The 24480-nt window shown below is 72.0% G+C and carries 21 protein-coding genes; 9 read left to right on the forward strand and 12 right to left on the reverse strand.

The window, feature by feature from the left end; all coding sequences use genetic code 11:
- Nucleotides 1–24: 24 nt before the first annotated feature.
- The 3 genes from IPN03_17545 to IPN03_17555 all read right to left on the reverse strand — a co-directional run bounded on the left by IPN03_17545 (nucleotide 25) and on the right by IPN03_17555 (nucleotide 3206).
- Nucleotides 25–1026: a cytochrome d ubiquinol oxidase subunit II gene (locus IPN03_17545; GenBank protein MBK9375468.1), complete on the reverse strand. Its 1002-nt coding sequence runs from the start codon at nucleotides 1024–1026 to the stop codon at nucleotides 25–27.
- Nucleotides 1027–1093: 67 nt separating this feature from the next.
- Nucleotides 1094–1525, reverse strand: a complete 432-nt coding sequence (locus IPN03_17550) for a hydrogenase maturation protease (protein MBK9375469.1) — start codon at nucleotides 1523–1525, stop codon at nucleotides 1094–1096.
- A 25-nt stretch (nucleotides 1526–1550) separates the two neighbouring features.
- Entirely contained in the window at nucleotides 1551–3206 is a 1656-nt protein-coding gene (locus IPN03_17555; GenBank protein MBK9375470.1) for an alpha-amylase, read from the reverse strand.
- Nucleotides 3207–3256: 50 nt separating this feature from the next.
- On the opposite strand from IPN03_17555, the gene IPN03_17560 reads away from it, so the two are divergent.
- Entirely contained in the window at nucleotides 3257–4180 is a 924-nt protein-coding gene (locus IPN03_17560) for a hypothetical protein (GenBank protein ID MBK9375471.1), read from the forward strand.
- An 11-nt stretch (nucleotides 4181–4191) separates the two neighbouring features.
- On the opposite strand, the gene malQ is transcribed toward IPN03_17560, so the two are convergent.
- The gene (malQ, locus tag IPN03_17565; protein ID MBK9375472.1) at nucleotides 4192–5733 is read right to left on the reverse strand and encodes a 4-alpha-glucanotransferase; all 1542 of its coding nucleotides are present in this window, start codon (nucleotides 5731–5733) and stop codon (nucleotides 4192–4194) included.
- Between the two features lie 63 nt (nucleotides 5734–5796).
- Between malQ and IPN03_17570 the strand changes: the two genes are divergently transcribed.
- From IPN03_17570 to IPN03_17580, 3 genes are read left to right on the forward strand one after another with little or no spacing between them, the layout of a single operon-like run.
- Nucleotides 5797–8016: an efflux RND transporter periplasmic adaptor subunit gene (locus tag IPN03_17570; GenBank protein ID MBK9375473.1), complete on the forward strand. Its 2220-nt coding sequence runs from the start codon at nucleotides 5797–5799 to the stop codon at nucleotides 8014–8016.
- Nucleotides 8013–9275, forward strand: coding sequence for an HlyD family efflux transporter periplasmic adaptor subunit (locus tag IPN03_17575; GenBank protein ID MBK9375474.1), 1263 nt, complete (start codon nucleotides 8013–8015; stop codon nucleotides 9273–9275). Before IPN03_17570 ends, IPN03_17575 begins: the two co-directional genes overlap by 4 nt.
- The gene (locus IPN03_17580; GenBank protein ID MBK9375475.1) at nucleotides 9272–10507 is read left to right on the forward strand and encodes an ABC transporter permease; all 1236 of its coding nucleotides are present in this window, start codon (nucleotides 9272–9274) and stop codon (nucleotides 10505–10507) included. Before IPN03_17575 ends, IPN03_17580 begins: the two co-directional genes overlap by 4 nt.
- 22 nt (nucleotides 10508–10529) lie before the next feature.
- On the opposite strand, the gene IPN03_17585 is transcribed toward IPN03_17580, so the two are convergent.
- Together IPN03_17585 and IPN03_17590 are read right to left on the reverse strand one after the other, a co-directional pair.
- Entirely contained in the window at nucleotides 10530–11270 is a 741-nt protein-coding gene (locus tag IPN03_17585) for an RluA family pseudouridine synthase (protein MBK9375476.1), read from the reverse strand.
- 8 nt (nucleotides 11271–11278) lie between these two features.
- Nucleotides 11279–13042: a diguanylate cyclase gene (locus IPN03_17590; GenBank protein ID MBK9375477.1), complete on the reverse strand. Its 1764-nt coding sequence runs from the start codon at nucleotides 13040–13042 to the stop codon at nucleotides 11279–11281.
- A gap of 106 nt (nucleotides 13043–13148) precedes the next feature.
- On the opposite strand from IPN03_17590, the gene IPN03_17595 reads away from it, so the two are divergent.
- Nucleotides 13149–13859: an SDR family NAD(P)-dependent oxidoreductase gene (locus IPN03_17595; protein MBK9375478.1), complete on the forward strand. Its 711-nt coding sequence runs from the start codon at nucleotides 13149–13151 to the stop codon at nucleotides 13857–13859.
- A gap of 56 nt (nucleotides 13860–13915) precedes the next feature.
- Here the strand turns inward: IPN03_17595 and IPN03_17600 are convergent, their stop codons facing one another.
- From IPN03_17600 to IPN03_17625, 6 genes are read right to left on the reverse strand one after another with little or no spacing between them, the layout of a single operon-like run.
- Nucleotides 13916–15601, reverse strand: coding sequence for an SPOR domain-containing protein (locus IPN03_17600; protein MBK9375479.1), 1686 nt, complete (start codon nucleotides 15599–15601; stop codon nucleotides 13916–13918).
- Complete coding sequence (locus IPN03_17605; protein MBK9375480.1) at nucleotides 15598–16614, reverse strand: rod shape-determining protein; 1017 nt, start codon at nucleotides 16612–16614, stop codon at nucleotides 15598–15600. Before IPN03_17605 ends, IPN03_17600 begins: the two co-directional genes overlap by 4 nt.
- A complete protein-coding gene (locus IPN03_17610) occupies nucleotides 16611–17627 on the reverse strand; it encodes an N-acetylmuramoyl-L-alanine amidase (GenBank protein ID MBK9375481.1) in 1017 nt (338 codons plus the stop codon). The genes IPN03_17605 and IPN03_17610 overlap by 4 nt, the downstream gene beginning before the upstream one ends.
- 56 nt (nucleotides 17628–17683) lie before the next feature.
- Nucleotides 17684–18298, reverse strand: coding sequence for a cyclase family protein (locus tag IPN03_17615; protein ID MBK9375482.1), 615 nt, complete (start codon nucleotides 18296–18298; stop codon nucleotides 17684–17686).
- An 8-nt stretch (nucleotides 18299–18306) separates the two neighbouring features.
- Nucleotides 18307–19173: a phenylalanine 4-monooxygenase gene (locus tag IPN03_17620; protein ID MBK9375483.1), complete on the reverse strand. Its 867-nt coding sequence runs from the start codon at nucleotides 19171–19173 to the stop codon at nucleotides 18307–18309.
- Between the two features lie 16 nt (nucleotides 19174–19189).
- A complete protein-coding gene (locus IPN03_17625) occupies nucleotides 19190–19390 on the reverse strand; it encodes a hypothetical protein (protein ID MBK9375484.1) in 201 nt (66 codons plus the stop codon).
- A 49-nt stretch (nucleotides 19391–19439) separates the two neighbouring features.
- Here IPN03_17625 and IPN03_17630 point away from each other — a divergent pair, with 49 nt between their 5' ends.
- The 4 genes from IPN03_17630 (at nucleotide 19440) to IPN03_17645 (ending at nucleotide 24428) form a co-directional block, all read left to right on the forward strand.
- Nucleotides 19440–20147 carry an RNA methyltransferase gene (locus tag IPN03_17630; protein MBK9375485.1) on the forward strand — a complete coding sequence of 236 codons (708 nt, stop codon included), beginning with the start codon at nucleotides 19440–19442 and terminating at the stop codon, nucleotides 20145–20147.
- A 160-nt stretch (nucleotides 20148–20307) separates the two neighbouring features.
- A complete protein-coding gene (locus IPN03_17635) occupies nucleotides 20308–22665 on the forward strand; it encodes a histidine kinase (GenBank protein MBK9375486.1) in 2358 nt (785 codons plus the stop codon).
- The gene (locus IPN03_17640; protein MBK9375487.1) at nucleotides 22662–23489 is read left to right on the forward strand and encodes a response regulator transcription factor; all 828 of its coding nucleotides are present in this window, start codon (nucleotides 22662–22664) and stop codon (nucleotides 23487–23489) included. Before IPN03_17635 ends, IPN03_17640 begins: the two co-directional genes overlap by 4 nt.
- 105 nt (nucleotides 23490–23594) lie before the next feature.
- Entirely contained in the window at nucleotides 23595–24428 is an 834-nt protein-coding gene (locus IPN03_17645; protein MBK9375488.1) for a response regulator transcription factor, read from the forward strand.
- Nucleotides 24429–24480 lie beyond the last annotated feature (52 nt).

The following is a 24480-nucleotide window of genomic DNA, read 5'->3' on the forward strand; positions in this document are numbered from 1 at the left end:
GGGACCGGGAATCCGGGACCGGCCTCAGCTCGCGGGACGCCGAAACCGTACGAAGACGAAGACGCTGTAGCCGGCGACGAGGGTGAGCGCCGCGATCAGGATGAGGAGCAGGGACGTGAGAACGGTCGGTGTCGCGGCCGAATTCGCGATGGTCAGGCTGTGGCCGACCTCGCCGAGCGCCGGGATGAGGCGGGGGTAGAGCCCCTGTCCGACGATCGCCCAGAGCGCGGCGAGGACCGTCGACGACGCGAGGAGAGCCTCTCTTGCGAGCCCGCCCTTCACGAGGAAAGGCAAGGCGACGAGAGAAACCAGCATGACCACCGGGGCGATCCACGTGAGGGGGTGGTGGTAGGGTTTCCAGAGGTGCGGAGCCGCCCAGAGGGAAAGGACCCCCGCGACCCCGTGCACGGCCACGACGGCCACCCAGGCCTTCAGCACCCTGTCCTGCGAGCGCTCCCCGGGCTCGGAACCTGCCCGCAGGTTCAGCCAGCAGGCGCCCTGCAACGCGAAGAGCACGACGACGTCGAGTCCGAGGACGAGAGCGAAGGGGTTCAGGAAACCTCCGGGTGAGCCGGCGTAGCCCCCCTGCGCGTCGAGAGGCAGGCCGCGAAGGACGTTGCCCAGAATGAGCCCGGGGAAGAACGCGGCGAGAACACTCAGGACGCCGAACGCGACGTCCCGGGACTTCGGCCGCTCGGCGTCCTCGGAAGCCCGCCCCGAACCGAGGGCCGCGGCGCGCAGGACGAGGACGACGACGAATGCCGCCAGGAGCGGCGCGAAGGCCGCGAGCACGGTCGTTCGTACCGGCGGAAACGCCGTGAAGAGAGCCGCCGCTCCGGCGACGAGCCAGAACTCGTTCCCGAACGTCGCGGGACCGATGGAGCCGAGAGCGCGGCGCCGTTCCTCCTCGCTTCTCCCGGGCCCCAGCAGCAGCGTTCCGACGCCGCAGTCGATCCCGTCGAGAATCGAATGACCGACGAAGAGAACGCCAACCAGGAGGAACCAGGTCAGCTGAAGGTCGGTCATCTGCGCACCTCCGCGGGATTGCCGCTCACAGGACCCCGTCTGCCCGAAGAGAAGGTTAGCCCCTTTCTCACTCCGAGAGCTTGCGGACGACGTCCTGGACGGCCCGCTCGACTTCCGCGGACATCGGCGCCCCGAGCTCGAACTGCCTGGCCGAGATCCCCACGACGACGAGGCTCCGGGGAAGCAGGCCGAGCGCCCGCGCGAGCTCGATCCCCTCGGCCACTCCCGCGCCGTGCGTCGTCGCCCAGTTCAGGTGGGCGGGGAGCGACGCGGCGACGGCGTCGGTTTCGACGATCGTGCCTGACGGGTCGCTCGAGACGACGGCGTCGACGACCACGACGTCGTCGTCGGGACCCCAGAGCCCGATCAGGCCGGGAGCGTCGCCTCCGTGCTCGTGAAGGACGAGGGAAGGAGAGGGGGCGAGGCGGCGGACCGTTTCCCAGCCAGCCGCGTCGTCCCCGCGAAGGTCGTTCCCGACGCCGATGACGATGCGCGCCATGCGCGCACAGTCTCTCTCAGTCCCTTCATCGCACCCGCCAGATTCCCGTCCCGCGAGCGAGGAGATTCACCCTGACAGCCCCCGGACCTCCGCTCGGATCACCGGCGGCACCGTCCGCGAAGACCCTCTCGAACGAGGTCCCCTCCACCGCGTACGGCCCCGCCGAGACGAATCCGTCCGAGAGGTTGTGAACGACGAGGACGGTCTCCTCTGGGCTCTGGCGGAGGAAGGCCAGGGCGGACGACGCACCCGTCACCGGGGAGAGCAGGACGAGCTCTCCCTTCGCGAGCGCCGGGGCCGCCTTCCGCGCCCGGATCAGGTTCCGGTAGTGAGAGAAGAGCGAGGCCGGATCGCCGGACTGCGACGCGACGTTCGCCGCCTCGCGGCCGGGAGCGAATCCGAACCACGGCGCCCCCGTCGTGAATCCCCCGCCGGGGGTCGCGTCCCACGGCATCGGCGTCCGCTTCGACTCGTCGCCGCCGGTCGGGCCGTTCTCGATCCCGACCTCCTCGCCGTAGTAGAGGAACGGCGCGCCCGGGAGCGTCAGGAGGATCGCCGCCGCGTTGCGGAGACGGCCCGGGTTTCTCCCGAGCTGCGTGGCGAGGCGGACCTGGTCGTGGTTCGTCAGGAAGGGCGCGTCGAGGACGCCCTTCGGATAGACCTTCTGAACCTCGTCGAGCTTGCCGGCGATCAGCGTGGAGTTGCCCTCCGCCACGGCGCGCAGGATCCGGTCGGACAGCGGGAAGTTGAAGCTCGCCGGCAGCTCGTCCCCGCCGGGAACGGAAGGAGCGCCGTAGTAGCTCGCGATGACCTTCGTGTCGGCCCAGTTCTCGCCGACGAGGAGCGCCCCGGGCTTGACCCGCCGCACGTGCGCGGAGAGCTCCTTCAGTGCCGCGTGCGTCTCGGGCGTGTCGGCCTGCCCCGGACCGCCGCCGGTCTCGACGAGATACCGCGTCGCGTCGAGGCGGAAGCCGTCGACGCCCCGCTCGAGCCAGAGGGAGGCGAGCTTCTTCACCTCCTCGCGAAGCGCCGGAGAGCGCCAGTTGAGGTCGGGCATGCCACCCCAGAAGACCCCGTAGTAGTACGCGTCACCGCTGCGATGCCAGGTCCCGGTGTTGCCGCCCCACGGCTGCTTCCAGCCCGGGTCCGTCGGGCTCCAGACGTAGAAGTCCCGAGTGGGCGACTCCGGCGACGAGGCGGCGGAGACGAACCACGGGTGCCCGGAACCGCTGTGGTTGACGACGAAGTCGACGATGACCCGGATCCCTCGCCGGTGCGCCTCGTCGAGGAGCCTCAGGAAGTCGGCGTTCGTGCCATAGTCCGGGTTGATTCTTCCGTAGTCGGTGGTGTCGTAGCCGTGATAGCTGGGGGACTCGAAGACCGGCATGAGCCAGAGGGCGTCGACGCCCAGGTCCGTCGTCGTCTCCGGCTTGCCGTCGTTGAGGAAATCGAGGCGGGAGATCAGTCCGTTGATGTCGCCTTTTCCGTCCCCGTCCGAGTCCTGGAAGCTCCTGACGAAGACCTCGTAGAACACGGCGCCGTGCGCCCAGGCGTGGTTCCACGCGGTTGCCTGGGACCGTGCCGGAACCGGTACGGTGTCGCGCTCGGCCGTCGACCGGTGCCCGCAGGTGAGCGCCGCCAGGGCCATCGGGAGAGCGAGCAGGAGTCGAAGAGAACGCATGGAGACCTCCGGGCCACGGCCCGGGGGAAGGATATCGAACGGGGGGCCTCGTGAGCGGCTTCGACGCCGCGCGGCTCGGCGCCGTCATGCAGGACCTCCTGGCCCTCGTCCGCCAGAGGCCGCGGGACCTCCTGCCGTTCGAGGACGTCCGCGACCGGCTGAAGCTCCGGCGCGTCGTCGACCGGGGGACCCGGGACGTCCCTCTCGGGCAGATCGTCGGGACGTTCGGCCGGCGCGGAGAGTTCAACCGGGCGTTCCTCCCCAGGTCCGAGTCGCTGCGGGAGCGCTGGGAAGACGTCCGCGACCTCGCCGTCGGGGCGGCGGGATTCCCTCTCGTCGAGCTCTACCAGGTGGGCGACGCCTACTTCGCGGTCGACGGCCACCACCGGATCTCGGTGGCGCGCTCCCTCGGAGCACCGTCGATCGAGGCGCACGTCCTGGAGTTCCTCACTCCCGTCCCGCTTTCCGCCGACGCCTCTCCCGAGGACGTCCTGCAGAAGGAGGGGCTCGGCGACTTCCTCGAGACGACCGGCCTCGTCCCCTCGTCGCCCGACGAGTTCCGCGTGACGCACCCGGGCGACTACGCCGAGATGCTCGACCACGTCGCGGTCCACCGCTACTTCCTCGGGCTCGACCTCGCGCGCGACGTCTCCTGGGAAGAGGCGGTCCGGTCCTGGTACGAGACGCTGTTCGCGCCGATGACGAGGACGATCCGGGCCAGCGGCATCCTCGCCGACTTCGCGGGGAGGACCGAGGCCGACCTCTACCTCTTCACGGCGCGGCACCTCCACGACCTGCGCAAGAGGTGGGGAGACGACGTCAAGCCCGGGCGGGCGGTCGAGCACTTCCGGCTGCAGACCCGCCTGCGGGCGAAGAAGAGGCCCTCCGTGCGGTCGCGGGCGCGGAAGCGGATCGAGGGAGCGGGCGAGGTCCCCCGGGACGGAGGCGGCGGGAGCGGCGCGGGCGGGGGCTGAAGCGCCGCGCGTCAGCCCCGATCGCCGTTTCCGTTCTCGCTTCCGCTCTCGTTCTCCCGCGGCCGGAAGCGCCCCGTCAGCGTTGCCAGCTCGCGCAGCCAGCCGGCGCGATCGGCGTTGAAGTCCCACGCGCGCGCCCGCCAGCCCCAGTTGTCCGCCCCCTGTCCCGGCGTGTTCATCCGCGCCTCGCTCCCGAGTCCGAAGACGTCCTGCACGGGGAGGACGGCGAGGAAGGCCACGGAGGCGTAGGCCGCCCGGACGAGGAGGCCGATCGGGTCGGTGCCGTCGCCGCCGAGGTAGGCCCGGACGCGGTGGCGGGTCGCGTCGTCGACCTTCTCCCACCAGCCCCGCGTCGTGTCGTTGTCGTGGGTCCCGGTGTAGACGACGCCGTTCGGAACGTGGTTGTGCGGCTGGTAGTCCTGGTCGTTCCCGTCGAAGGCGAACTGGAGGATCTTCATTCCCGGGAGGTCGAGATCCTGGACGAGCGCCGTCACGTCGGGCGTGATCTCACCGAGGTCCTCCGCGACGAGGTCGAGCTCTCCGAGCTCGGCCGAGAGGGCGTCGAAGAGCTTCCGTCCCGGCCCCGGCTCCCAGATCCCGCCGATGGCCGTTTCCTCCCCCGCCGCCACGGCCCAGTAGCCCGCGAACCCGCGGAAGTGGTCGAGCCGGAGGAGCTCCGTCAGGCGCAGGTTCGCCCGGAGGCGTTCGACCCACCAGCGGAAGCCGTCCCGCTCGAGGACGTCCCAGCGGTAGAGCGGGTTCCCCCAGAGCTGCCCCGTCTTGCTGAAGTAGTCGGGCGGGACCCCCGCCACGCGCACCGGGTCGCCCGCCTCGTCCAGCTCGAAGATCTCGGGGTGCGACCAGACGTCGGCGCTGTCGGGAGAGACGTAGATCGGGATGTCGCCGAGGACCCGGATCCCCCGTGCGTGCGCCGCCTCCTTTACGCGGTCCCACTGCCGGAAGAAGAGGAACTGCAGGAAGACGTGCCAGGCGACGTCGTCGGCCAGCTCGCGCTCGGCGCGCGCCAGGGCCGCGGGCTCGCGGCGGCGCAGCTCCTCGGGCCACTCCCGGAACGCCGCTCCGCCGTATCGCGCCTTCAGCGCCATGAAGAGGGCCCAGTCGGGCAGCCAGTACTTCTGGGCCGGCGCCTCGCCGAACCCCTGGAGCTCGGCCCTCAGGTGGCCGGGCCCGTCGGCGCGGAAGCGCCTCCACGCCTCGCGCAGAAGCCCGTCCTTCCACGCGAACACCCGCTCGAAGTCGACCTGGTGCTCCGGAAAGCCCGGAACGTGCTCGAGCGCCGAGCCCGGGAGGAGCCCGTCGGCGACGAGAAGCTCGGGCGAGAGGAGCATCGGGTTGCCCGCGAAGGCCGAGAGCGTGCCGTAAGGCGAGTTCCCGTAGCCCGTCGGCCCGAGCGGCAGGACCTGCCAGACGGTCTGCCCGGCCGAGGCCGCCCAGTCGAGGAAGGCGTCGCACTCCGGCCCGAGGTCGCCGATGCCGTAGCGGCCCGGAAGGGACGTCGGGTGGAGGAGGAGCCCTGCAGCGCGTTCTCTCATCCGGGCAATCGTACCGGAGCGGCGCAACGCTGCGGGGCCCTGTCCCGTATAAACCTCCGAGACGTGAAACGCGCCGACCTCTCCCGGCTTGCGCTCGCGGCGGTTCTCCTGCTGGCCGCCGCGAGCGTTTTTCCCGGGTGCCGGAAGGCGTCCGCTGCCCGGGGCGCCCCGGCCGCTCCGCCAGCGAGCCCGCCGGTCGATCGCCTCCTCCTGACGGGAGAGCTCGCCGCGGTCCGCTCGGCCGACCTCTTCGTGCCGGAGACCCCCCTCTGGGCCCTCCAGCTCCGGTTCCTCGCCGAGGACGGGGCCGTGGTGAAGCAGGGCGACAGGGTCGCGGAGTTCGACGCCACCGGGCTGACGTCGGACCTCGAGCAGAAGCGGATCGCCGCCGTAGAGGCCGAGACCGAGCTCGTCCGGTTCGACGCCGACCGCGAAGGGACGACGCTCGCGAAGGAGCAGGCGGTCCTCGCGCGCCGCACCGACGTCGAGAAGGCCCGCATCGACGCGGAGATCCCGGCCCAGCTCCGGTCGCGCCGGGACCACGAGGAGAAGCAGCTCGCGCTGAAGCGGGCCGAGACCGAGCTCGCCAAGGCCGCGGAGGACCTCGCGTCCTACCGGACGGCTGCGTCGGCCGACCGCGCCGCGAAGCTCATCGCCCTCGAACGGGCCCGGAGCGAGCGCGACAAGCTGGAGACGGGCGTCGCTGCGCTCACGCTGCGAGCCCCCAAGGACGGGGTCTTCGTCGTGGGAGAGAACCCGAGGGAGCGCAAGAAGCTCCTGACGGGCGACACGCTCTGGCCCGGGATGACCCTCGCGCGCATTCCAGACCTCGATGCGCTCCGGGTCGAAGCCCTCCTCTTCGACGTCGACGACGGACGCATCCGCGTCGGGGACAGGGCCGCCGTCGTACCCGACACCTTCCCGGATCGCCGCCTTCCGGCCCGGGTCGCGTCGATCGCCCCGGTCGCCCAGCCGGTCGGCCGCGGATCGCCCCGCATGGCCTTCCGCGTCCTCGTCGAGGTGACGGGCGGCGATCTCTCGGGTCTCCGCCCGGGAATGTCCGTTCGCGCCGAGGTCCCTCCCGGCGGCGCGACCGCCCCTTCCCAGGCCCGTCCGACCCCCTTCGCCGCTCCCGACCTCACGGCCGCCCGCCGGTCGAAGGCCGAAAGGCGAGACCTCGTCCTGACGGTCGAGCTCAAGGGCGAGCTCGCCGCCCTCGACGCCGAGGCGATCGGCCCCGTGAAGCTCCCCGAGGTCTGGGACTACCGGATCTCCTTCCTCGCCCCCGAGGGGGTGCCGGTGAAGAAGGGCCAGCCGGTCCTCGGCTTCGACACGACGAATCTGAGGCAGCAGCTCGAAGAGAAGAAGGCCGAGTCCGAGTCCGCTGGCAAGGAGATCGAGCGGCGCAGGCGCGGCCTCGCCCTCTCTCGCGGCGACCTCGAGCTGCAGCGAGCCCAGGCCCAGGCACGACACGCGAAGGCCACGCTGAAGGTCGACGTGCCGGCGGAGGTCGCAGGCGCGAACGAGCTCCGGAAGTCACGATTCGACCGCGACCTCGCCTCGGCCGAGGTCGCGTCGGTGAACCGGCGTCTCGAGGCCGCCGAGCGCGCCGCCCGGGCCGAGCTGTCGATCCTCGAGGGGAGACGGCGCCGGGCCGCGCTTCGTGCCGGAGAGCTCGCGGTCACGATCGAGAGGATGACGATCCTCTCCCCTCGGGCCGGCACGGTCCTCCACGTTCCGAACTGGAACGGCGAAAAGAAGAAGGTCGGGGACGGCTGCTGGTTCGGCGAAAAGGTCCTGGAGGTCCCCGACCTCGCCCGCCTCGGAGTCCAGGGCGACGTGGACGAGGCCGACGCCGGGCTCGTCGCGGAAGGGGCCGCCGTCTCGCTCCGGCTCGATGCGCACCCGGATACCGAGTTCCGCGGGAGGATCCGCACGGTCCAGCGGACGGTCCAGCGCGCCTCGCCCCAGGTGCCCCTGAAGGTCGCGCGGCTTTCCGTCGCCCTGGAGAAGGTCGATCCCGAGAAGATGAAGCCCGGGATGCGGATCCGGGGCCGCGTCGAGACGGGACGAGTCCCACGCGCCCTCGTCGTCCCGTCCGACGCCGTCGTCCCGACCGAAGCGGGCCCGTTCGTCTGGGTCCCGAAGGGGAGCGGCGCCCGCCGGGTCCAGGTCACCGTCGGCCGCCGAAACGACGAGTGGGTCGAGATCCGCTCGGGCCTCGCCGAGGGCTCCGCCATCCTCAGGGTCGCGCCGTCCTCGCCGAAGGAAGCTTCCTCGTGAAGCGCCGGCTCCTCGCGGGCCTCGCCGTCGGGGGCCTTGTCGCCCTCGCCCTCGGTGCCGCCGCCCTGCGCCCGGGCACGGAGGCCGCCGTGCCGCTTTTCGTCGTGAAGAAGGCCTCGCTCGGCCGGACCGTCCGGGCCGAGGGCATCCTGAAGGCGGTGGAGGCCACGCCCGTACGCGTCCCCGGCAACGACGTGAGCCTCAAGGTCGGCTGGATGATCGAGGACGGGACCGCCGTCAAGACGGGTGACGTCGTCGTCAGGCTGGACCCCTCGCAGACCGTGAAGCTCCTCGCCGACGGCCGGGCGGAAAGGGCCACCGCAGATCGTCTGGGAGAGAAGAACGATGCCGAATCGGGGGCGCTCGTCGCGAACCTCTGGCGTGATGAGGAGCAGGCGCGCCGCGAGCGCACGACGGCCGAGACGTTCCAGAGCCGCGACCCCGAGCTCTTCTCCCGGCACGAGATCATCGAGGCGGACATCGACGTGGGCCTCGCGACGCAGAAGGAGCGCCACGCGGTCGCCTCCCGACGCGAACGCGAGGGACTCGCGAAGACGAGTGGCGAGCTGACGGCCCTCGACGGCAGGAAGGCGCAGCTGAAGATCGACAAGGCCGAGCGCGAGCTGGCGGCCCTCGAGCTGAAGGCCCCTCACGACGGCATCGCGGTTCTGAAGCGGAACTGGCGCGGAGACCTGCCCCAGGTCGGACAGGTCGTCTGGAGCGGGCAGACGCTCGCGGAGATCCCGGACCTGACGAAGCTCGAGGCCGAGATCTGGGTCCTCGAGGCCGACGCCGGGGGGCTCGCTCCCGGTCGCGCCGCGACCATCGCTCAGGAGGCTCACACCGGGGCGCCCGTCGCGGCGACGGTGACGTCGGTCGACGCCCTGGCCCGTCCGCGCCTCAGAAACGTCCCGATCCAGTACTTCGGCGCCGTCCTCTCGCTCGCCTCGACCGACCCCGCCCGGATGAAGCCGGGAGAGCGCGTCGTCGCGATCCTCGACCTGGGCAGCGAGAAGGACGCGCTGGTCGTCCCGCGTCACGCGGTCTTCGAGCGGGGAGGAAAGACCGTCGTCTTCCGGCGCGTGCGCGGAAAGCTCTCCGCCGTGCCGGTCACGCTCGGCACCTCCGCCCTCGGGCGGGTCGCCGTCGCCTCTGGACTGGCGGAAGGGGACGTCATCGCCCTCGTCGACCCGGAGGCGCGCCCGGAGGCCCCGGCGTCGCCGCCGGCGGCCGCCGGCCCCGTCGGAGGAGGCTCGTGAGCTTCCGTGAATCGCTGCTGCGGGCCCTCGAGAGCCTCGCCGCCCACAAGCTCCGCTCGATCCTGACGATGCTCGGGATGATCTTCGGCGTCGGCGCGGTCATCGCGATGCTCTCCATCGGCGCGGGCGCCGAGCGCCAGGCGCTCGAGATGATCCGCCGAATGGGAATCTCGAACCTCCTCGTGAGGGCGAAGGAGTACCGGACCGACGAGCTGCAGGAAGTCCGGAAGAAGTCGATCGGCGTGTCCCTCAGGGACGCGGCGGGGATCGAGGAGGCGGTTCCCGGGGTCGCCTTCACCGGCCCGCGCGTGAAGGTGAATCCCTGGAGCGTGAGGGCTCGCGGCGGGAAGAGCGAGGCGAAAGTCTCCGGCGTCTCCTTCCGGCACGCCGACCTCGTCTCCCTCCCGCTGGCCGCCGGGCGGTTCCTGGCGAAGGCGGACGAGGAGCGCCACGCCCAGGTCTGCGTCCTCGGCGACGGCGCGCGGCGGGACCTCTTCGGCTGGGAGCCCGCCCTCGGCCGTGAGCTGAAGGTGAACGACGTCTGGTTCACCGTCGTCGGGGTCCTCGAGCCCTCAGGGTCCGGTGGCGACTCGTTCCAGGGGGTCCCCGTCGGCTCCACCGCCCACGAGATCCTCGTCCCCTACACGACGGTTCTTCGCAAGCTGGACCGCGACCCTCTCGAGTCGCCCCTCTCCGAGCTCGTCGTGAAGCTCGAGGACGGGACGTCTCCGTCCGAGGCCGCACGGCTCGCGTCCGCCCTCCTCGACCGCCTCCACGGCGGCGCGGCCGACTTCGAGATCGTCGTCCCGGAGGCGCTCCTCGCGCAGAGCCAGAGAACTCAGCGGCTCTTCAACGTCGTCATGGGGTGCATCGCCGGGATCTCGCTTCTCGTCGGCGGCATCGGGATCATGAACATCATGCTCGCCACGGTCCTGGAGCGGACGCGCGAGATCGGGATCCGGCGCGCGATCGGAGCGCGGCGCAGGGACGTCCTCGTCCAGTTCGTCGTCGAGGCGTTCACCCTGAGCGCCCTCGGAGGAATCCTCGGCGTGGTCCTGGGCGTTGCGATCGCGAAAATCGTCGCAGCCTCCGCGGGCTGGCCGACCGTCGTCACCGCCTGGTCGCTTCTCCTCTCGACCGGGGTCTCCGGCGCCGTCGGCCTCCTCTCGGGCTTCTACCCTGCCCTGCGCGCCGCCTCGATCGACCCGATCGAGGCGCTCCGGTACGAGTAGCCGCAGCGGCCCGCGTTCGGTCTCAGCCCGCCAGGAGCGCCAGGAGCCCGGAGTACTCGGCGGGAAGCGGCGCCTCGACGTCCAGGCCCAGTGAGGCGACGACGACGCGGGCGGCGTGAAGCAGCGGGTGCGCGACCGCGGCGAAGGCGCCGCGCGCGACCGGATCGCGCACCCCGCGCCACCGGGTCCCTCCTCCGTAGAAGTCGTCGCCGACGATCGGGTGGCCCTTCGCCGCGAGGTGGACGCGGATCTGATGGGTCCTCCCCGTCTCCGGCGTCAGCTCGAGGTCGGCGACCGACGGGTAGCGCCGCAGCGTCGTCCATCGGGTGACCGCCGGCTTTCCGCCTTCACGCACCGCCATCTTTCGGCCATCCCTGGGGTCGCGCCCGAGCGGCGCGTCGGCGAGGCCCCGCGAGGGAACGGGGTGCCCCCAGACGAGCGCGCGGTACGTCTTGCGTGCAGCGCGCTCCTGGAAGGCCTTCGAGAGGTGCCGGTGCGTCGCGGCGTCCCTGGCGAGCAGGACGACGCCCGACGTTCCCTCGTCGAGCCGGTGGACGAGGAGCGGAAGGACCTGCGGGACCGCGAGACCGCACGCCTCGAGGAGACGGGCCACGACGTCCGGCTCGGACCTGCCGGGCCGGCTCGAGGTCGCCATCGAGACGCCAGAGGGCTTGTCGAGGGCGAGGACCGCTCCGTCGTCGAGCAGGAGTCGCGGGAGACGCGCTCCGTCTCCGAGGGGGGGGCGGGAGTCGGCGGGCGGCACGCTCGGCCTCAGTCGGAGGTGCCGGGCGCGCGCCGCACCGGTGCGGCGCGGATCTCCGAGCTGCCCACGGACGAGGCGGCCGGAGGGGCTCCGTGCGCGACGAGGACGCGGTTGCGCCCGGCGGCCTTCGCCGCGTAGAGGGCGGCATCGGCCTGCCGCAGCCAGGCCGAAACCGAGACGCTCGACCGGACGGTGGGATCGAAAACGGAGATTCCGGCCGACGCGGTGTCGCCCTCCTCCGCTCCCGCGACCCTCGCCCGCTCGATGCGAAGCCGGATCCGCTCCAGGCAGGTCACGGCCTGGGTCGCGTCGGCCTCCGGGAGGAGGACGACGAACTCGTCCCCGCCGAAGCGGGCGGCCAGGTCGGTGTCGCGGATCGACTCCAGGAGAGCCCGGCTGACGGCGACGAGGAGGCGATCCCCGGCCACGTGGCCGTAGCGGTCGTTGAAGAGCTTGAAGGAGTCGAGATCGAGGATGCCGAGCGCCACAGGGTGCGCGTGCCGGCGGGCGCGCGCGATCTCGAGGCTGAGCCGGTCGAACAGTACGGCGCGGTTCGCGAGCCCGGTGAGCGGGTCCGTCGAGGCGGCCAGGCGCAGCCGCGCCAGCCGGTCGGCCATCGCGGCGAGGAAACAGCTCATCAGGACGAAGCTGGCCGGCCCCGAGAGCGCGAACTCCACCGAGCCGCCGATTCCGAGGCCCAGGACGCCCGCGCCGTCGAAAGCGGCCGCGGCGGCGGCCGGGACGGTCGCGGCGAGGACGAGCCGCGCGTGCGGGGCACGCCGCCGGGCTGCGACGGCGAGGTGGGTGACGACGTCGGCAGCGGCGGTCGCGCCGAGAGCGAAGGCCAGCGGGAGGAGGTAGTAGAGGTCGTCGGCACGGGGCCAGAGGAGACACGCCGCGGCTCCCGCTCCCTGCGCGGAGAGGAGGGCGACGTGGCGTCGCGCGAGCGGCCGCTCGAAGAACTTCAGGTACAAGAGGAGCGTCATGGCGGGGACGGCGAACATTCCGGCGTGCCCGACGCGGAACAGGAACGTGAGCGGCAGCCCGGAGATCGCCCAGAAAGAGAGCCAGGAGACGATGAAGACGGCCGTCCCCGTCGTCGTGAGGAAGAAGTAGAGGAAGTCGGCCTGCCCGCGGTCGCGCAGGAAGAAGAAGAGCGAGAAGAGGCCGAGCGCTGCAAAGGCCGCCGCGAGGAAGGCCCGGGGCGCTTCGCGAAACGCCCGGCCGTGGAAGGCCCTCGAGACGGAGTCGATGCGCGGCTCGCCGGTGATCCCGCCTCCCCGCGGGCCCGCGTTGAAGATCCTCACCGCGAGCGTGTGGCGGCCGGGAATCGCCGTCCTCGACGGGGGAAGCTCGTAGATCCGCTCGACGACGGTCCCCTTGTCGTAGTCGGGCGGAAACTCCCCCGTCCGCCCGATCGGCTGACCGTCGAGAAACACTTCGTCCGCGTCCCGGATCTGGGGGCAGGCGAAGGCGAGCGGGACGATCGCCAGTGAAGGGTCCAGATCGAACGTCACCCGATACCAGCCGGTGCCGTGACCCGGGACGCCCCCCCTCTGCCAGGTACCGGGAACCGGAATGGGCCGGAACGGCAGCGCGTCCAGCTCGGCGACGCCACCCGGCGGGTCCCCGAGCGCGAACTCCCAGGTCCCGGCGAGACTCGCCGGCAACCGTTCGACCCGAAGCACGTCCACCATCTGTCCGCGGGCCGGCAGGACGACGAGGGCCGCCGCGAGGGCCACGAAAACGAACGCGCTCAGCCGCCGGGCCATCTGGAGGCAGCATGGCTCAGGTCAGGCCCGGTCGCAACGACCTCGCCTCCTCGGCCTTGCGTCGCGCGGTCCGGCGACCGGATAAGATCGTCCGCGGAGGAATCCGATGGAGCTCAGGGATTCCGTCGCCCTCGTCACCGGCGCCGGCCGCGGCATCGGCCGGGCCGTCGCCCTCGCGCTCGCCCGTGAAGGGGCCCACGTCGCGCTCATGGGGCTGACGGGTGCCCACCTCGTCGCCGTCGAGAAGGAAGTGAACGCCCTCGGCGTGAAGAGCGCCGTCCTGGCGGGCGACGTCTCCGACGAAGGAAGCGTCTCGCGCTGTGTGGCGGCCGCCGAGCAGCAGCTCGGCCCGATCGACGTCCTCGTCAACAACGCCGGCGTCTACACGCACGGCCCGGTCGACCGGCTCGACGCCCTCGTCTTCGACCACACGATCGCCGTGAACCTGCGGGGGCCGTTTCTCCTGGCCCGCGCGATCCTGCCCGGAATGAAGCACCGCCGCCGGGGCCACGTCGTCAACGTCGCGTCGACCGCCGCCCGCCGGGGCTTCGCCGGGGGAGCCGCCTACTGCGCTTCCAAGTTCGGCCTCGCCGGCCTGAGCGAGGCGATGCTGCAGGACGTCCGCGGGTACGACGTCCGCGTCACCTGCATCCTCCCCTCGACCGTCGCCACCGACATGGCCCGCCGGGGAGATTTCCTGAAGGACGCGGCGAAAGCGATCCACCCCGAGGACGTCGCGCAGGCGATCGTCGGCCTCCTGAAGCTCGACGTTCGCGTCCTGCCGACGTCGCTCGAGCTCTGGCAGACGAACCCGTAGCGCCCTGCGGCCCCGTCCGGCTGCGCGTCACGGGAGACGCCGCACCCGCACCGTCCTCAGCGGCGCTGGGAACCTTCGGGCCCGACCACCCGATAGACCCATCCCATGTCGCGCGTCCCCTTCGCCACGAGCTCCTCGCGCACCGCCTTGGCGTCCTGGGCCGTCGCGAAGGCGCCGATCATGACCCTCTGCCACACGCCCTTCTCTCCGAGGTCGACCTCGGCGACGTAGCCCTCGCGCCCGACGAGGCCCTGGACTCGCTTCAGGTCGCGCTCCGCGGACGCACGGTCCCTGTACGAGGTGAAGTGGATCGAGAAGACCTGCGGCTGCCCGGCCCGGTCCTTCGTCACGACGAGCCCGTCCCGGCTCTGTCGAGCCGCCGCGGACGCCGGCGGGATCGGAGCAGTCGAGACCGGAGCCGGGGCGGGAGCGACACCCTGGACGGGGGTCGGGGCGATCCGCGCGACCGGGACGGGGACGACGGTCGGCACGACCGCCGACGCGGGTGAGGGGCTCGGCGTCGCGAAGACCGCTCCCCCCGCAGCGGCACCCGTTCCCGTCGGGTCCGCAGGGGCAGAGGGAACAGCAGGCTCGGTCGTGGCGGGGACCGCCCCCTCGACGACGGGAGAGGCGGCGGGCGCTTCGCTCCCGCCGGCCACCCCGACGAACGGCCCTGCCGGCCCGGGAACGGGCGACGAGGTCGCCTCCGCCACCGGCGGCGGCGTCGCGTCCCTCTCGACCCAGAGCCCGACGAGGAGGTAGCCGAGGCCGGCCAGCGCGACGAGACCCGCGACGATCCCGAGGACGAGCCCGACGCGCAGCCCGCCCCCATCCTCGCGCCGGCCGGACCGGCCCGTGCGCGGAATCGTCAGAACGGTGTCTTCGTCGTCCTCGAATGGCTTCGGCTCCTGGCTTTCCGCCCGGCTCTCTTCCGGCTCCGTCGGCGGAAGGGCGAACGGGACGGCGCCGGGTACGGGGCCTTTCGGGAATACGGCATTGAGGTCGATCGCCTTCGCCTCCCGCGACAGGCGCGCGAGGGTCTCGTTTCCGGGACCGTCCTGGGCGCCGCCTTCTATGGTGGAAAACGCCGGCATCGCCGGCTCCGGCTCCGGCTCCGGCTCCATCATCGCGTCCACCATCGACGCCGGCGCCGGTTCCTGTCCGGTGGATCCCTGGGCGTCTTCGGCGGGCAGCGCGAACGGGACCGGCATCTCCGGGCGCTCCTCCCGATACGGCTCCGTTTCGACCGCGAAGGAGATCGGCGGGACCACTTCGGTCGGCTGGAATGCTTCAGGAAGCCCGCTCGTGAGGGGCGCGCCGGGGACCGCCGACTCGGTGAAAGGCTCTCGCGCGTCGCGATCCCAGCGCAGGTCCATGGCGCCCGTCGTCTCGCTGAAGGGGTCCTCCACGTCCTGCGGGGCCTCCGGGACCGGCGCGTGGGCCACCGGCCCGGGGATCGGAGGAGGCGGGGCTACGAACGGGGACGGCGGCGCCGGGGCCGGGGGGGTGTTCGCGTCGGCGCCCGTCGCCCGAAGGAAGGCGCGCTGGACGAGGTCCTCCAGCGGAATGCTCTCGCCTCCCGCGTCCCGGATCCGCTTCAGCTCCTCGGCGCAGATCTCCCGGGCCGCGCGGAAGGCGATCTCCGGCTCGATCGGCGCACGGGCCGTCAGCTCCTTCAGGACCTCGGAGACCGACGGCAGCATGCGCCTCACGCGCGAGGCGGTGAGGTCTTCTCCGCTCATCCCGCGAGGCGCTCCCAGTCGCCCTCGGGGGCGTCCGCCGCGATGGCCAGGGACCCGTTGGCGCCGGCGAAGACCGGGTCTTCCACGGCCCGGACCTTTCCGCCCCCCACGTCCTCGAGCGTCCGCTCGAGGGCCGCGGCGAGCCCGGGGATCTGCGACCCGCCCCCGGCGAGAACGATGTTGTTCCTCACGCGCTGCTGGTACTCCGGGTCGACGCGCGAAAGGAGGTCGAGCATCGTCTCCGAGAGCGGCCCCACGAGGCTCTCGCACGCCTTCCTCATCTCGGCCGTGATCTCGAGGCTCGTCGGCTTTCCGCGGACCGGCGCCTCGACGACGACGGGCCCCTTCGGCTCGCCGACGAAGCTGTGCTTCTCCTTCCAGTCGCGCACCATGTGGATCGAGAAATTCGCCTCGGGGTGGCGGGCGCGGATCTGGAGGACGAGCTGCTCGTCGACCGAGTCGCCGGCGTGGGTGAGGGTCCGCTGGTCGTCGTCGGTCGGGTAGCGGCCGTTCATCACGCAGAAGTCGCTCGTCCCGGCGCCGATGTCGATGATCATCGTGTGCAGCAGCGCGTCCATTCCGTAGGCCACGGCGAAGGGCTCCGAGACGAGGAGCAGGCTGTCGGCCACCCCCTTCACGGCGTTGCGAAGGTGCTGCCGCGAGACGCGCATCGCCTCGGCCGGGACCCCGACGACCGCGTGGACGGTCTTGCCGGCCCCGCCCGCCCTCTCGATGAGGTGTGCGAGGAGCTCCCGCACGGCCGCCTCGGCCTTGGGGGAGCCTTCCTTGATGAGGCCCCGCTCCAGCGGGCGGTGGAGGTCGAGCATCGGCCGGTTCTCGAGAGCCTCGTGCCCGAAGAGGACCGCCTTCTTGACGACCTTTCGCGCGACCATGTCCACCGGCCAGCCGACGTAGCTCTCCACCACGTGGTGCTCCCCGTTCGAGGCGGCGATCGCGCTGCGCGACGTGCCGAGGTCGATCCCGACGTGGAAGACGTCCTTCTTCCCGCTCATCCGTTCCCGCTCCTTCCCGCTCCCGCGAGGTTTCGTGCGTCCGCCCAGGCGCGCACCCCCCGCGCGAGCGCATCGGCAATGGTCTCCCGGAACGCCTCGTCCCGCAGGAGGCGCGCCTCCTCCGCGTGCGAGACGCAGGAGACCTCCGCGAGGATTCCCGGCATCTCGGAAGCGATGAGGACGACGAACGGGGCGCTCTTGACGCCCCGGTCCCCGACCCCGGGTGAGATCTTCCGGAGCGAGGCGACCAGCTCGCCCTGGACCGACTCCGCGAGCTTTCTCGACTCCGCCTGGCGCACGTCCACGTAGACCCCTTCCAGAAGTCCCCTGAAATCGGAAAGAGAATAGCCCGACGAGCGATTCTCGGTACTCGCGAGCTGCCGGATCACCGGGTCGTCGGTCGGGCCGAGGAAGTACGTCTCGATGCCGCCCTCGCCGGCGCGCGGGATCGAGTTCAGGTGGATCGAGACGAGCACGTCCCCCCCCGCGTCCCGGGCCCGCCGGGCGCGCTCCCGGAGCGAGACGGTCTCGTCGCCCTCCCGCGTCATGACGACGCGGAACAGGCCGCCGCCCAGCTTGCCCCGCAACCGCTCGGCGACGTCGAGTGCGATCTCCTTCTCGGGCAGGCCGTCGGCGGTCAAGGCGCCGGGGTCCGTCCCGCCGTGCCCGGCATCGAGGACGATCGTCTTCACGTCGAGGTGGAAGAGCGTCGGGTCGATCGACTTCGGTGCGGGCCAGGAGACGGCTTCCAGGCCGGGTTCCGCCGGAGACGGGACGATCGTCCGCTGCGGGACGACGACGACCTCCGGCGAGGAGGCCCCTCCACCGGAGAAGGCGTTGATCGAGGCGAACAGGGCGAGGGGGACTCCCACCAGCGCCACGGCGCGAACGCCGGCCCGCGCCCACCGCCCCCCCCTGCGAAGGCCCGCCGGGGCACGGCCCTCGATCACCTCCAGGTTCTCCCGGACGGCGTCGCGCAGCATCTGGCGCTTCAGGCTGTCGACACGTCGCATGCCCAACCCCTTATCTTCGCAGCTTTTCGGCGTCGCGGCGGAAAGACCCGGGAGCCTCAGGGCGCGACGAGAACCGCGCGCACCGGGGAGCCGTCGCCCCCCTCGATCCGGAGCGGCAGCGCGACGAGGTCGTAAAGGCCCGGCGAGACGTGTGCGAGAACGAGCCCCTCGAGCCAGGCGATGCCGGCACCCACGAGCGCCCGATGGGCCTCGAACGTCTCGTCCTCGCACGGGTCGACGGACGGCGTGTCGATTCCGACGAGAACGACGCCCCGGTCGGCCAGCTCCCCGGCGAGAGACGCGGCCAGCCCCGCGAAGTCGCCCGAGAACCGCTCGCGATCGGGGAACGTCCCCGTCTTCACGAGAAGCCGCGGCGCCGCCGGAGGCGCGGCGAGGTCTTCGAGACGGACGCGCCCTCGCGGCCCGACGCGCGCCTCGACGACCTGGCACGGGCCGATCCAGGTCTCGAGCGCGACCGCGTCGATCGACGGCGCCCCGGGCACCATGTGGAGCGGGGCGTCGGCGTGGGAGCCGACGTGGAGCGTCGTGGCGATCGAGGAGAACGTCGTCCCGTCCGGGTGAGACGTCACGGCCCTCGAGAACGCCACGTCCCCCGGCCAGACGGCGAGGCGCGACGAGAGCGGCGGCGAGAGGTCGATCAGGCGCGGCATCGCGGGCGTCACTGCCGCTCGAGCCAGGTGGAGACGTCCTCCACCATCCGCTCGAAGGAGGGCGAGACGAAGAGGACCTTCTGGTACCTCGTCGGGTCGTAGGGGATCGACGCCGCCTCGTCGCAGTCGAGCGGCCGGATCTCTGCGTGCGTCTCGAAGTCCCCGAGCTCGCCGAACGACGACAGGAGCCCCGCCCCGACCGCCTTGCGCACTCCGTCCTCCTCCACGAGGCCGAACTCGAGCGTGTACCAGTAGAGGTACTCGAGACGCTTCAGCGCGGCGTCGTCGACGCGCCACGCCGCCTCGCCGAAGCGGCGGGAGAGCTTCACGATCCCGGGGTGGAACAGGCTCGCGGCGTGCCCCACGAGCTCGTGGACGACGTCGGGCTCCGGCGTGTAGAGCGGCACGGAGTGGTGCCTCATGTACTGGGTCGAGAGGAAGACCCCCTTTCCCATCATTCCGAGGAACATCCGACCCGAGACGAGGCCGGCCACCGGGAGCATCCGGAAGCCCGCTCCCCGCTTCAGCGACGCGTTCACCTCGGCCAGCTGCGGCACCCGCTCGCGATCGAGCGCGAGCGCGGCGGAGCTCTCCTTCCATTCCCGGCACGCGGCTTTCTCGTGGAGCGGGGCGAGGTGCGCCCAGACCGTCCGCCAGACGGCGTGCTCCTCCCCGGTGTATTCCGCGTGCGGCAGCGGGTCCCCTTCACGGTACTCGAGAGCGAGGCGCGCGATGGCGTTACGCCGCGCCCGGTAGACCTCGTCCTTGAAGCCCGGGTGGTCCGGGTCGAGCGGGACGAGCTCCTCCACGCCCCCGGCGTGGGGGACGTCCGGATCCGCAACCGCCGCGTCGATCTTCCTCGTCACCTCGCTCATGGCCCGCCCGCTCCGCTCACTTCACCCTCTTGCGCCGCGGGAGCATGTTGTTCGTCTCGCGCAGGGCCATCGCGAGGCCCTTCTGCACGCCGGCGTCGACCTCGCCCCTGAGCGCCTGCATTTCCGCCTCTTCCTGGAGGCGTTGGAGGTTGTGGGCGAGGGCCCTGAGAATCGTCTCGACCGCCTTCTGCTCCCCTTCGGTTCTTTCACGTGCCATGGCGGGCATTCTGGACGAGCCGCCCTCTCCTTTGGAAGATGATGCAGGCGTGAGCGTCGACGTCCTCCTCGCGCGGACCCACAGCCCCGGGAACCTCGGCTCGGCCGCACGCGCCTGCAAGGCGTTCGGCGCGGGGCTACTCCTCCTGGAGCCGCGGACCGACGCCGCCCACGAGGACGCCCGGGCCTTCGCTTCCGGAGCCGAGGACCTCCTCGAAACGGCACCTCGACTCAGCTCGTGGGACGAGGCCGAGGAGGGGACCTCCGCGCTCCTGGCGCTCTCGTCGCTTCGGGGGAGGAACGTCCGGGGCCTCCCTCCCGCCTGGACCTGGGCGTCGGCGCGACGGGCGGCGCGGGAGGGCCGCGTCGTCCTCGCCTTCGGCCCCGAGCGTTCGGGCCTGACGACGGAGGAGGTGCGCCGCGCCGCGGGGCGGCTCGCCATCCCCACGCGCCCTGGCTTCCCGGTCCTGAACCTGGCGCAGGCCGTGGCGAGCTCCCTCGCGCTCCTGGCGGCCGGGGGCGCTGCGCCGCGTGCCGGAGCTTCCGCGGTCCCGGCCCCGGCCGGGGCCTCCTCCCTGCGTCGGCTCCGCGAGGAGCTGGCGGCCACCCTCTCCGCGTCGGGATTCCTCGGACGCGACGACGACGCCGTTCTCCTCGAGCTCTTCTCCCCGCTGCTGCGCGCCCGGCTCACGCCGCGCGAAGCCCAGCTCCTGACCGGCGCCCTGCGCAAGGTCGGGAACCGGCTCCGAGGCGCCTGAAGGGGTCAAGGGAACAGGGCGGCACCCGAGGGGCTCACCAATCCGTCCTTCGTTTCGGGCCTCTCGTCCTCCGAATCGTGCCTTTCGTCCCGTATCTGGTCCCGCGGCCACGCCCTGACGCCAGACTCCTCCCCTGAGGCGTCCGCGCCGGGGAGATGACGTGGACCGACACCCGGAGAGAGGACCTGGTACCGGGGGAAAGCGCTTCCTCGCGTGGCTCGACCATCCCCGGATGGCCTGGGTCACGCTCTGCGGGGTGCTTCTGGTCCTGACGTTGTTCGGCGTCGCCGAGATCCTCCTCGCCACGGGCGTCACGCTCTCCTCGCGCAGGATCCTCGCCGCCTCGAACGTCCTCGCCCACGTCTCGTACGCCGCGCTCGCGCCCATCCTCCTCCACGTCCTCGAACGGCACCCCTTCCGCAGGGGGACGGTGCTTCGCGCCGCCCTCTGGCACGCGGCCACGGCCTTCGCGCTCGGCGGCGTGGCCGTCCTCGTCATGCAGATCGGCCTCCACGTCACGGTGCGACCGCTCGAATCGTTCGAGGCGGTGTTCCTCAGGACCGGCCGGACGTTTCGCTACAACCTGCACGACATCCTCTTCATCTACGCGCTCCTCGTCTGCTCCGCGGCCGCGCTCGCGCTCTTCCGGCGCGAGAGGCGGCGCGGCCTGGCGGCGGTCGCGCTCGGCCGCGAGCTGACGGCGGCGCACCTGGAGGCGCTGCGGGTCCGCGTGGACCCCCACTTCCTCTTCAACACGCTGAACGCGCTCCTGCCGCTCGTCGCGACGCGCCCGGACGCGGCCTGCGACGCCGTGGTCCGCCTCGGCACGCTTCTCAGGCTCGGGTTCCGCCGCGGCGCGTCCGGCCTCGTCCCCGTCCGCGACGAGGCCGAGTACATCCGCTGCTTCCTCGTCCTGGAGGAGATGCGCGTCTCCGACCGCCTGTCGGTCCTCATCGACGTCGCGCCCGGTGTCCTCGACGCCGCGGTCCCCGCGCTCGTCCTGAAGCCCTTCGTCGAGGCCGCGCTGGCGGCGGGCGTCTTCCGGCGGCCCGGAGCGGCCTTCCTCGAGGTGACGGGCCGAATGGAGAGCGGGGACGTCGTCCTCCGGGTCCGGAGCTCGGCGCCCACCTCTTCCGGCGCCGGGTCGTTCGTGGTCGACGACGCCGCGATCTCCGCCGCCAGGCAGCGGCTCGAGCGCGCCTTCGGCCCGCGGCATTCCGTGCAGGTGACGTGGAGCGCGTCGGGAGACCTCGACGCCCTGCTTCGGTTTCCACACCTGCCCGTCCCGCCCTCCCCGGCTCCCGAACCGGCGCCGCACGCCGGCGGGGCCCCCGCCCGGGCGCCCTCGGCCGCGGGGCCCTTCCACGCGCGATCGGCCCCCCTGCTCGACCGGCCCGTCCGGTTCGCCCTGCTCGCCGCGGGCTTCTGGCTGGCCACCGGCCTCTATTACGGCTCCCAGGAGCACCTGCGGTCGATCGCCGGGAGACCCCCGGCGGCCGCCTCCGCGGTGGCCTTCTACGTCCCCTCGCTCGTCCGCTCCACGGTCTGGGCGCTCCTGACGCCGGCGATCCTCCTCCTCTACCGGCGGCATCCTCTCTCCCGCAGGCCGTTCGTCGCCGTTGCCGTGCATCTCTCCGCCGCGGCGGCGACCGCCGGCCTCGTCGTCGTCCTCGCGCAGCCCCTTCTCTCGCGCGTCCGCTTCGAAGGGACCCTCGCGCCCGGTGCCCTGTCCTCCCGCCTCGTGCGCGAGCTCCCCGCGGAGGCGGGCACTTACCTCCTCCTCGCGTCGGTCCTCCTCGTCCTCGATCTGGCGCGGCGAGCCCGCGCCTCCGAGCTGCGATCGGCGCGCCTCGAGGCGCAGCTGGCGGAAGCCCGCCTCGCGGCGCTGAGGACCCAGCTGCACCCGCACTTCCTGTTCAACACGCTCAACGGAATCCTGCCGCTGATCCGGCTCGATCCGGCGGCCGCGGCCCGGACTCTCGTTCAGCTCGGAGACCTCCTCAGGGCGAGCCTCGCCAGCGACGCGACGCACGTCGCCCCGCTCTCGAGCGAGATCGACTTCCTGAAGAGATACCTCGAGATCGAGAAGACCCGATTCCGGGACCGGCTCACCGTGACCTTCGACGTCACCGAGGAGGCCCTCGGCGCCGCTGTGCCGACCTTCGTCCTCCAGCCGCTCGTCGAGAACGCCGTCAAGCACGGCATCTCGAGGTGCCCGGGACCCGGGACCCTCGCCGTGTCGGCGTGGCGCGACGGGCCTTCCCTGGCCGTCGAGGTTCGCGACGAGGCCCCCGGCGCCGACGGGGGGGCTCTCCCTCCCTCGGACGGCGTCGGCCTCTCGAACGCGCGCAACCGGCTCGTGCAGCTCTGCGGGGACGCGGCCTCGCTCGAGACCGGCCCGGCGGGCGAGCACGGCTTCCGGGCGCTCCTGCTCGTTCCCTTCGCCCGCCCGGGCGAAACCCGCGGCCTGTTCGGTGCGTATCCGGAGGAGACCGCCACGCGGAAAAGGACGCCATGAGACTTCGGACCCTGGTCGCGGACGACGAACCGCTCGCCCGCGAGTGGCTTCGAAACCTCCTCTCTCTCGAGCCCGACGTCGAGGTCGTCGGCGAGGTCGGGGACGGGTTTCGCGCGGTCGTCGCGATCCAGGACTTGAAGCCCGACGTCGTCTTCCTGGACGTGCAGATGCCGGGCCTCGACGGGTTCGGCGTCCTCGAGATGCTCGGTCCGCGGGATGTCCCTGCGCTCGTCTTCGTCACCGCCTACGACCAGTACGCCCTGCGCGCCTTCGACGTGCACGCCCTCGACTACATCCTGAAGCCGTTCGGGCAGGAGAGGCTCCGGGCCACGCTCGAGCGCATCCGCGCCCGCCTCCGGACGGCGGCCGCGGGCGACGCGATCGAGAGCCTCTCGTCGCTCGTCGAAGAGCTCCGCTCCCTGCGCGCGGCGCCTCTCTGGCTCCTCGTCCGCGAGGACGGAAGGAGCTTCTTCGTGAAGTCCGCCGACATCGACTGGGTCGAGGCGTCCCGCAACAACGTCGTCCTCCACGTCGGCAAGGCCGCGCACACCTACCACGACACGATGCAGGGGATCGAGTCCCGGCTCGACAGACGCCGCTTCCTGCGGATCCACCGCTCCACGATCGTGAACATCGAGCGGGTGAAGGAGCTCGAGCCCTGGTTCAACGGCGACTACGCCGTCACCCTGCGCGACGGCACGAAGCTGACGCTGAGCGCCTCCTACCGCTCGGTACTGAAGGCGCTCCGCAAGCCTCCGCTCCCCCCTGAGCCCCGTGCCGAGAGCCCCGACGGCCGTTCGCACGCCGTCCCCGAGGAGCACTGAGCGGGACCATTCGTCCCGATCCTCATCCCGGCGCCCCCTTCTCCGAAACCCCGGGCACGGGCTTCGCGTATCCGGTCCCAAGTGAACTCGCGATCGGAGTCCGCCATGAGAATCCGCACGCTCGTCGTCGACGATGAGCCGCTCGCCCGCGAGTGGCTGCGCAATCTCCTGTCCCGCGAGGACGGCGTCGAGGTCGTCGGCGAGGCGGAGGACGGCTTTCGGGCCGTCCTCGCGATCCAGGAAACCAGACCGGACGTCGTCTTCCTGGATGTCCAGATGCCGGGTCTCGACGGCTTCGGCGTCCTCGAGACGCTGGGCCCGCGCGAGCTTCCCGCCCTCGTCTTCGTCTCCGCGTTCGACCAGTACGCCGTTCGCGCGTTCGACGTCCACGCCCTCGACTACATCCTCAAGCCGTTCGGGCAGGAGCGCCTCCACGCCACCCTCGAGCGGGTGCGCGCGCGCCTCAGGGACCGCCAGGCGGGAGAGGCGCTCGAGAGCCTCTCCACCCTCGTCGACGAGCTGCGGGCCCTGCGCTCGTACCCGGTCTGGCTCCTCGTCCGGCAGGACGGCCGGAGCTTCTTCGTGAGGGTCGCCGACATCGACTGGGTCGAGGCCGCGCGCAACAACGTGCTCCTCCACGTCGGGAAAGCCACCCACGCCTACCACGACACGATGCAGGGGATCGAGGGCAAGCTCGACGGCCGGCGCTTCCTGCGGATCCACCGCTCCACGATCGTCAACATCGAGCGGGTGAAGGAGCTGGAGCCGTGGTTCAACGGCGACTACGTCGTCGCGCTCCGCGACGGGACGAAGCTCACCCTGAGCGCGACCTACCGCTGGGCCCTGAAGTCGTTCCGCAGGCCGACGGTCCCCGGCGCCGAAGGGCGCGTCCTCCCCGGCGGTCCCGCCGGGGAGCAGGCCGTCCCGCTCGAGTCCTGACCCGGCGGTCCGACGAACGAAGGCGCCCCCCTGCCCGAAGGCCGGGGGGCGC

The organism is Holophagales bacterium (assembly GCA_016719485.1).
Lineage (GTDB): Bacteria > Acidobacteriota > Thermoanaerobaculia > UBA5066 > UBA5066 > UBA5066.

Coding starts and splice junctions, on each gene's coding strand:
- IPN03_17545 (MBK9375468.1), bottom strand. CDS start 1,026: ATGACCGACCTTCAGCTGACCTGGTTCCTCCTGGTTGGCGTTCTCTTC.
- IPN03_17550 (MBK9375469.1), bottom strand. CDS start 1,525: ATGGCGCGCATCGTCATCGGCGTCGGGAACGACCTTCGCGGGGACGAC.
- IPN03_17555 (MBK9375470.1), bottom strand. CDS start 3,206: ATGCGTTCTCTTCGACTCCTGCTCGCTCTCCCGATGGCCCTGGCGGCG.
- malQ (MBK9375472.1), bottom strand. CDS start 5,733: ATGAGAGAACGCGCTGCAGGGCTCCTCCTCCACCCGACGTCCCTTCCG.
- IPN03_17590 (MBK9375477.1), bottom strand. CDS start 13,042: ATGGCCCGGCGGCTGAGCGCGTTCGTTTTCGTGGCCCTCGCGGCGGCC.
- IPN03_17595 (MBK9375478.1), top strand. CDS start 13,149: ATGGAGCTCAGGGATTCCGTCGCCCTCGTCACCGGCGCCGGCCGCGGC.
- IPN03_17600 (MBK9375479.1), bottom strand. CDS start 15,601: ATGAGCGGAGAAGACCTCACCGCCTCGCGCGTGAGGCGCATGCTGCCG.
- IPN03_17605 (MBK9375480.1), bottom strand. CDS start 16,614: ATGAGCGGGAAGAAGGACGTCTTCCACGTCGGGATCGACCTCGGCACG.
- IPN03_17610 (MBK9375481.1), bottom strand. CDS start 17,627: ATGCGACGTGTCGACAGCCTGAAGCGCCAGATGCTGCGCGACGCCGTC.
- IPN03_17615 (MBK9375482.1), bottom strand. CDS start 18,298: ATGCCGCGCCTGATCGACCTCTCGCCGCCGCTCTCGTCGCGCCTCGCC.
- IPN03_17620 (MBK9375483.1), bottom strand. CDS start 19,173: ATGAGCGAGGTGACGAGGAAGATCGACGCGGCGGTTGCGGATCCGGAC.
- IPN03_17625 (MBK9375484.1), bottom strand. CDS start 19,390: ATGGCACGTGAAAGAACCGAAGGGGAGCAGAAGGCGGTCGAGACGATT.
- IPN03_17640 (MBK9375487.1), top strand. CDS start 22,662: ATGAGACTTCGGACCCTGGTCGCGGACGACGAACCGCTCGCCCGCGAG.
- IPN03_17645 (MBK9375488.1), top strand. CDS start 23,595: ATGAGAATCCGCACGCTCGTCGTCGACGATGAGCCGCTCGCCCGCGAG.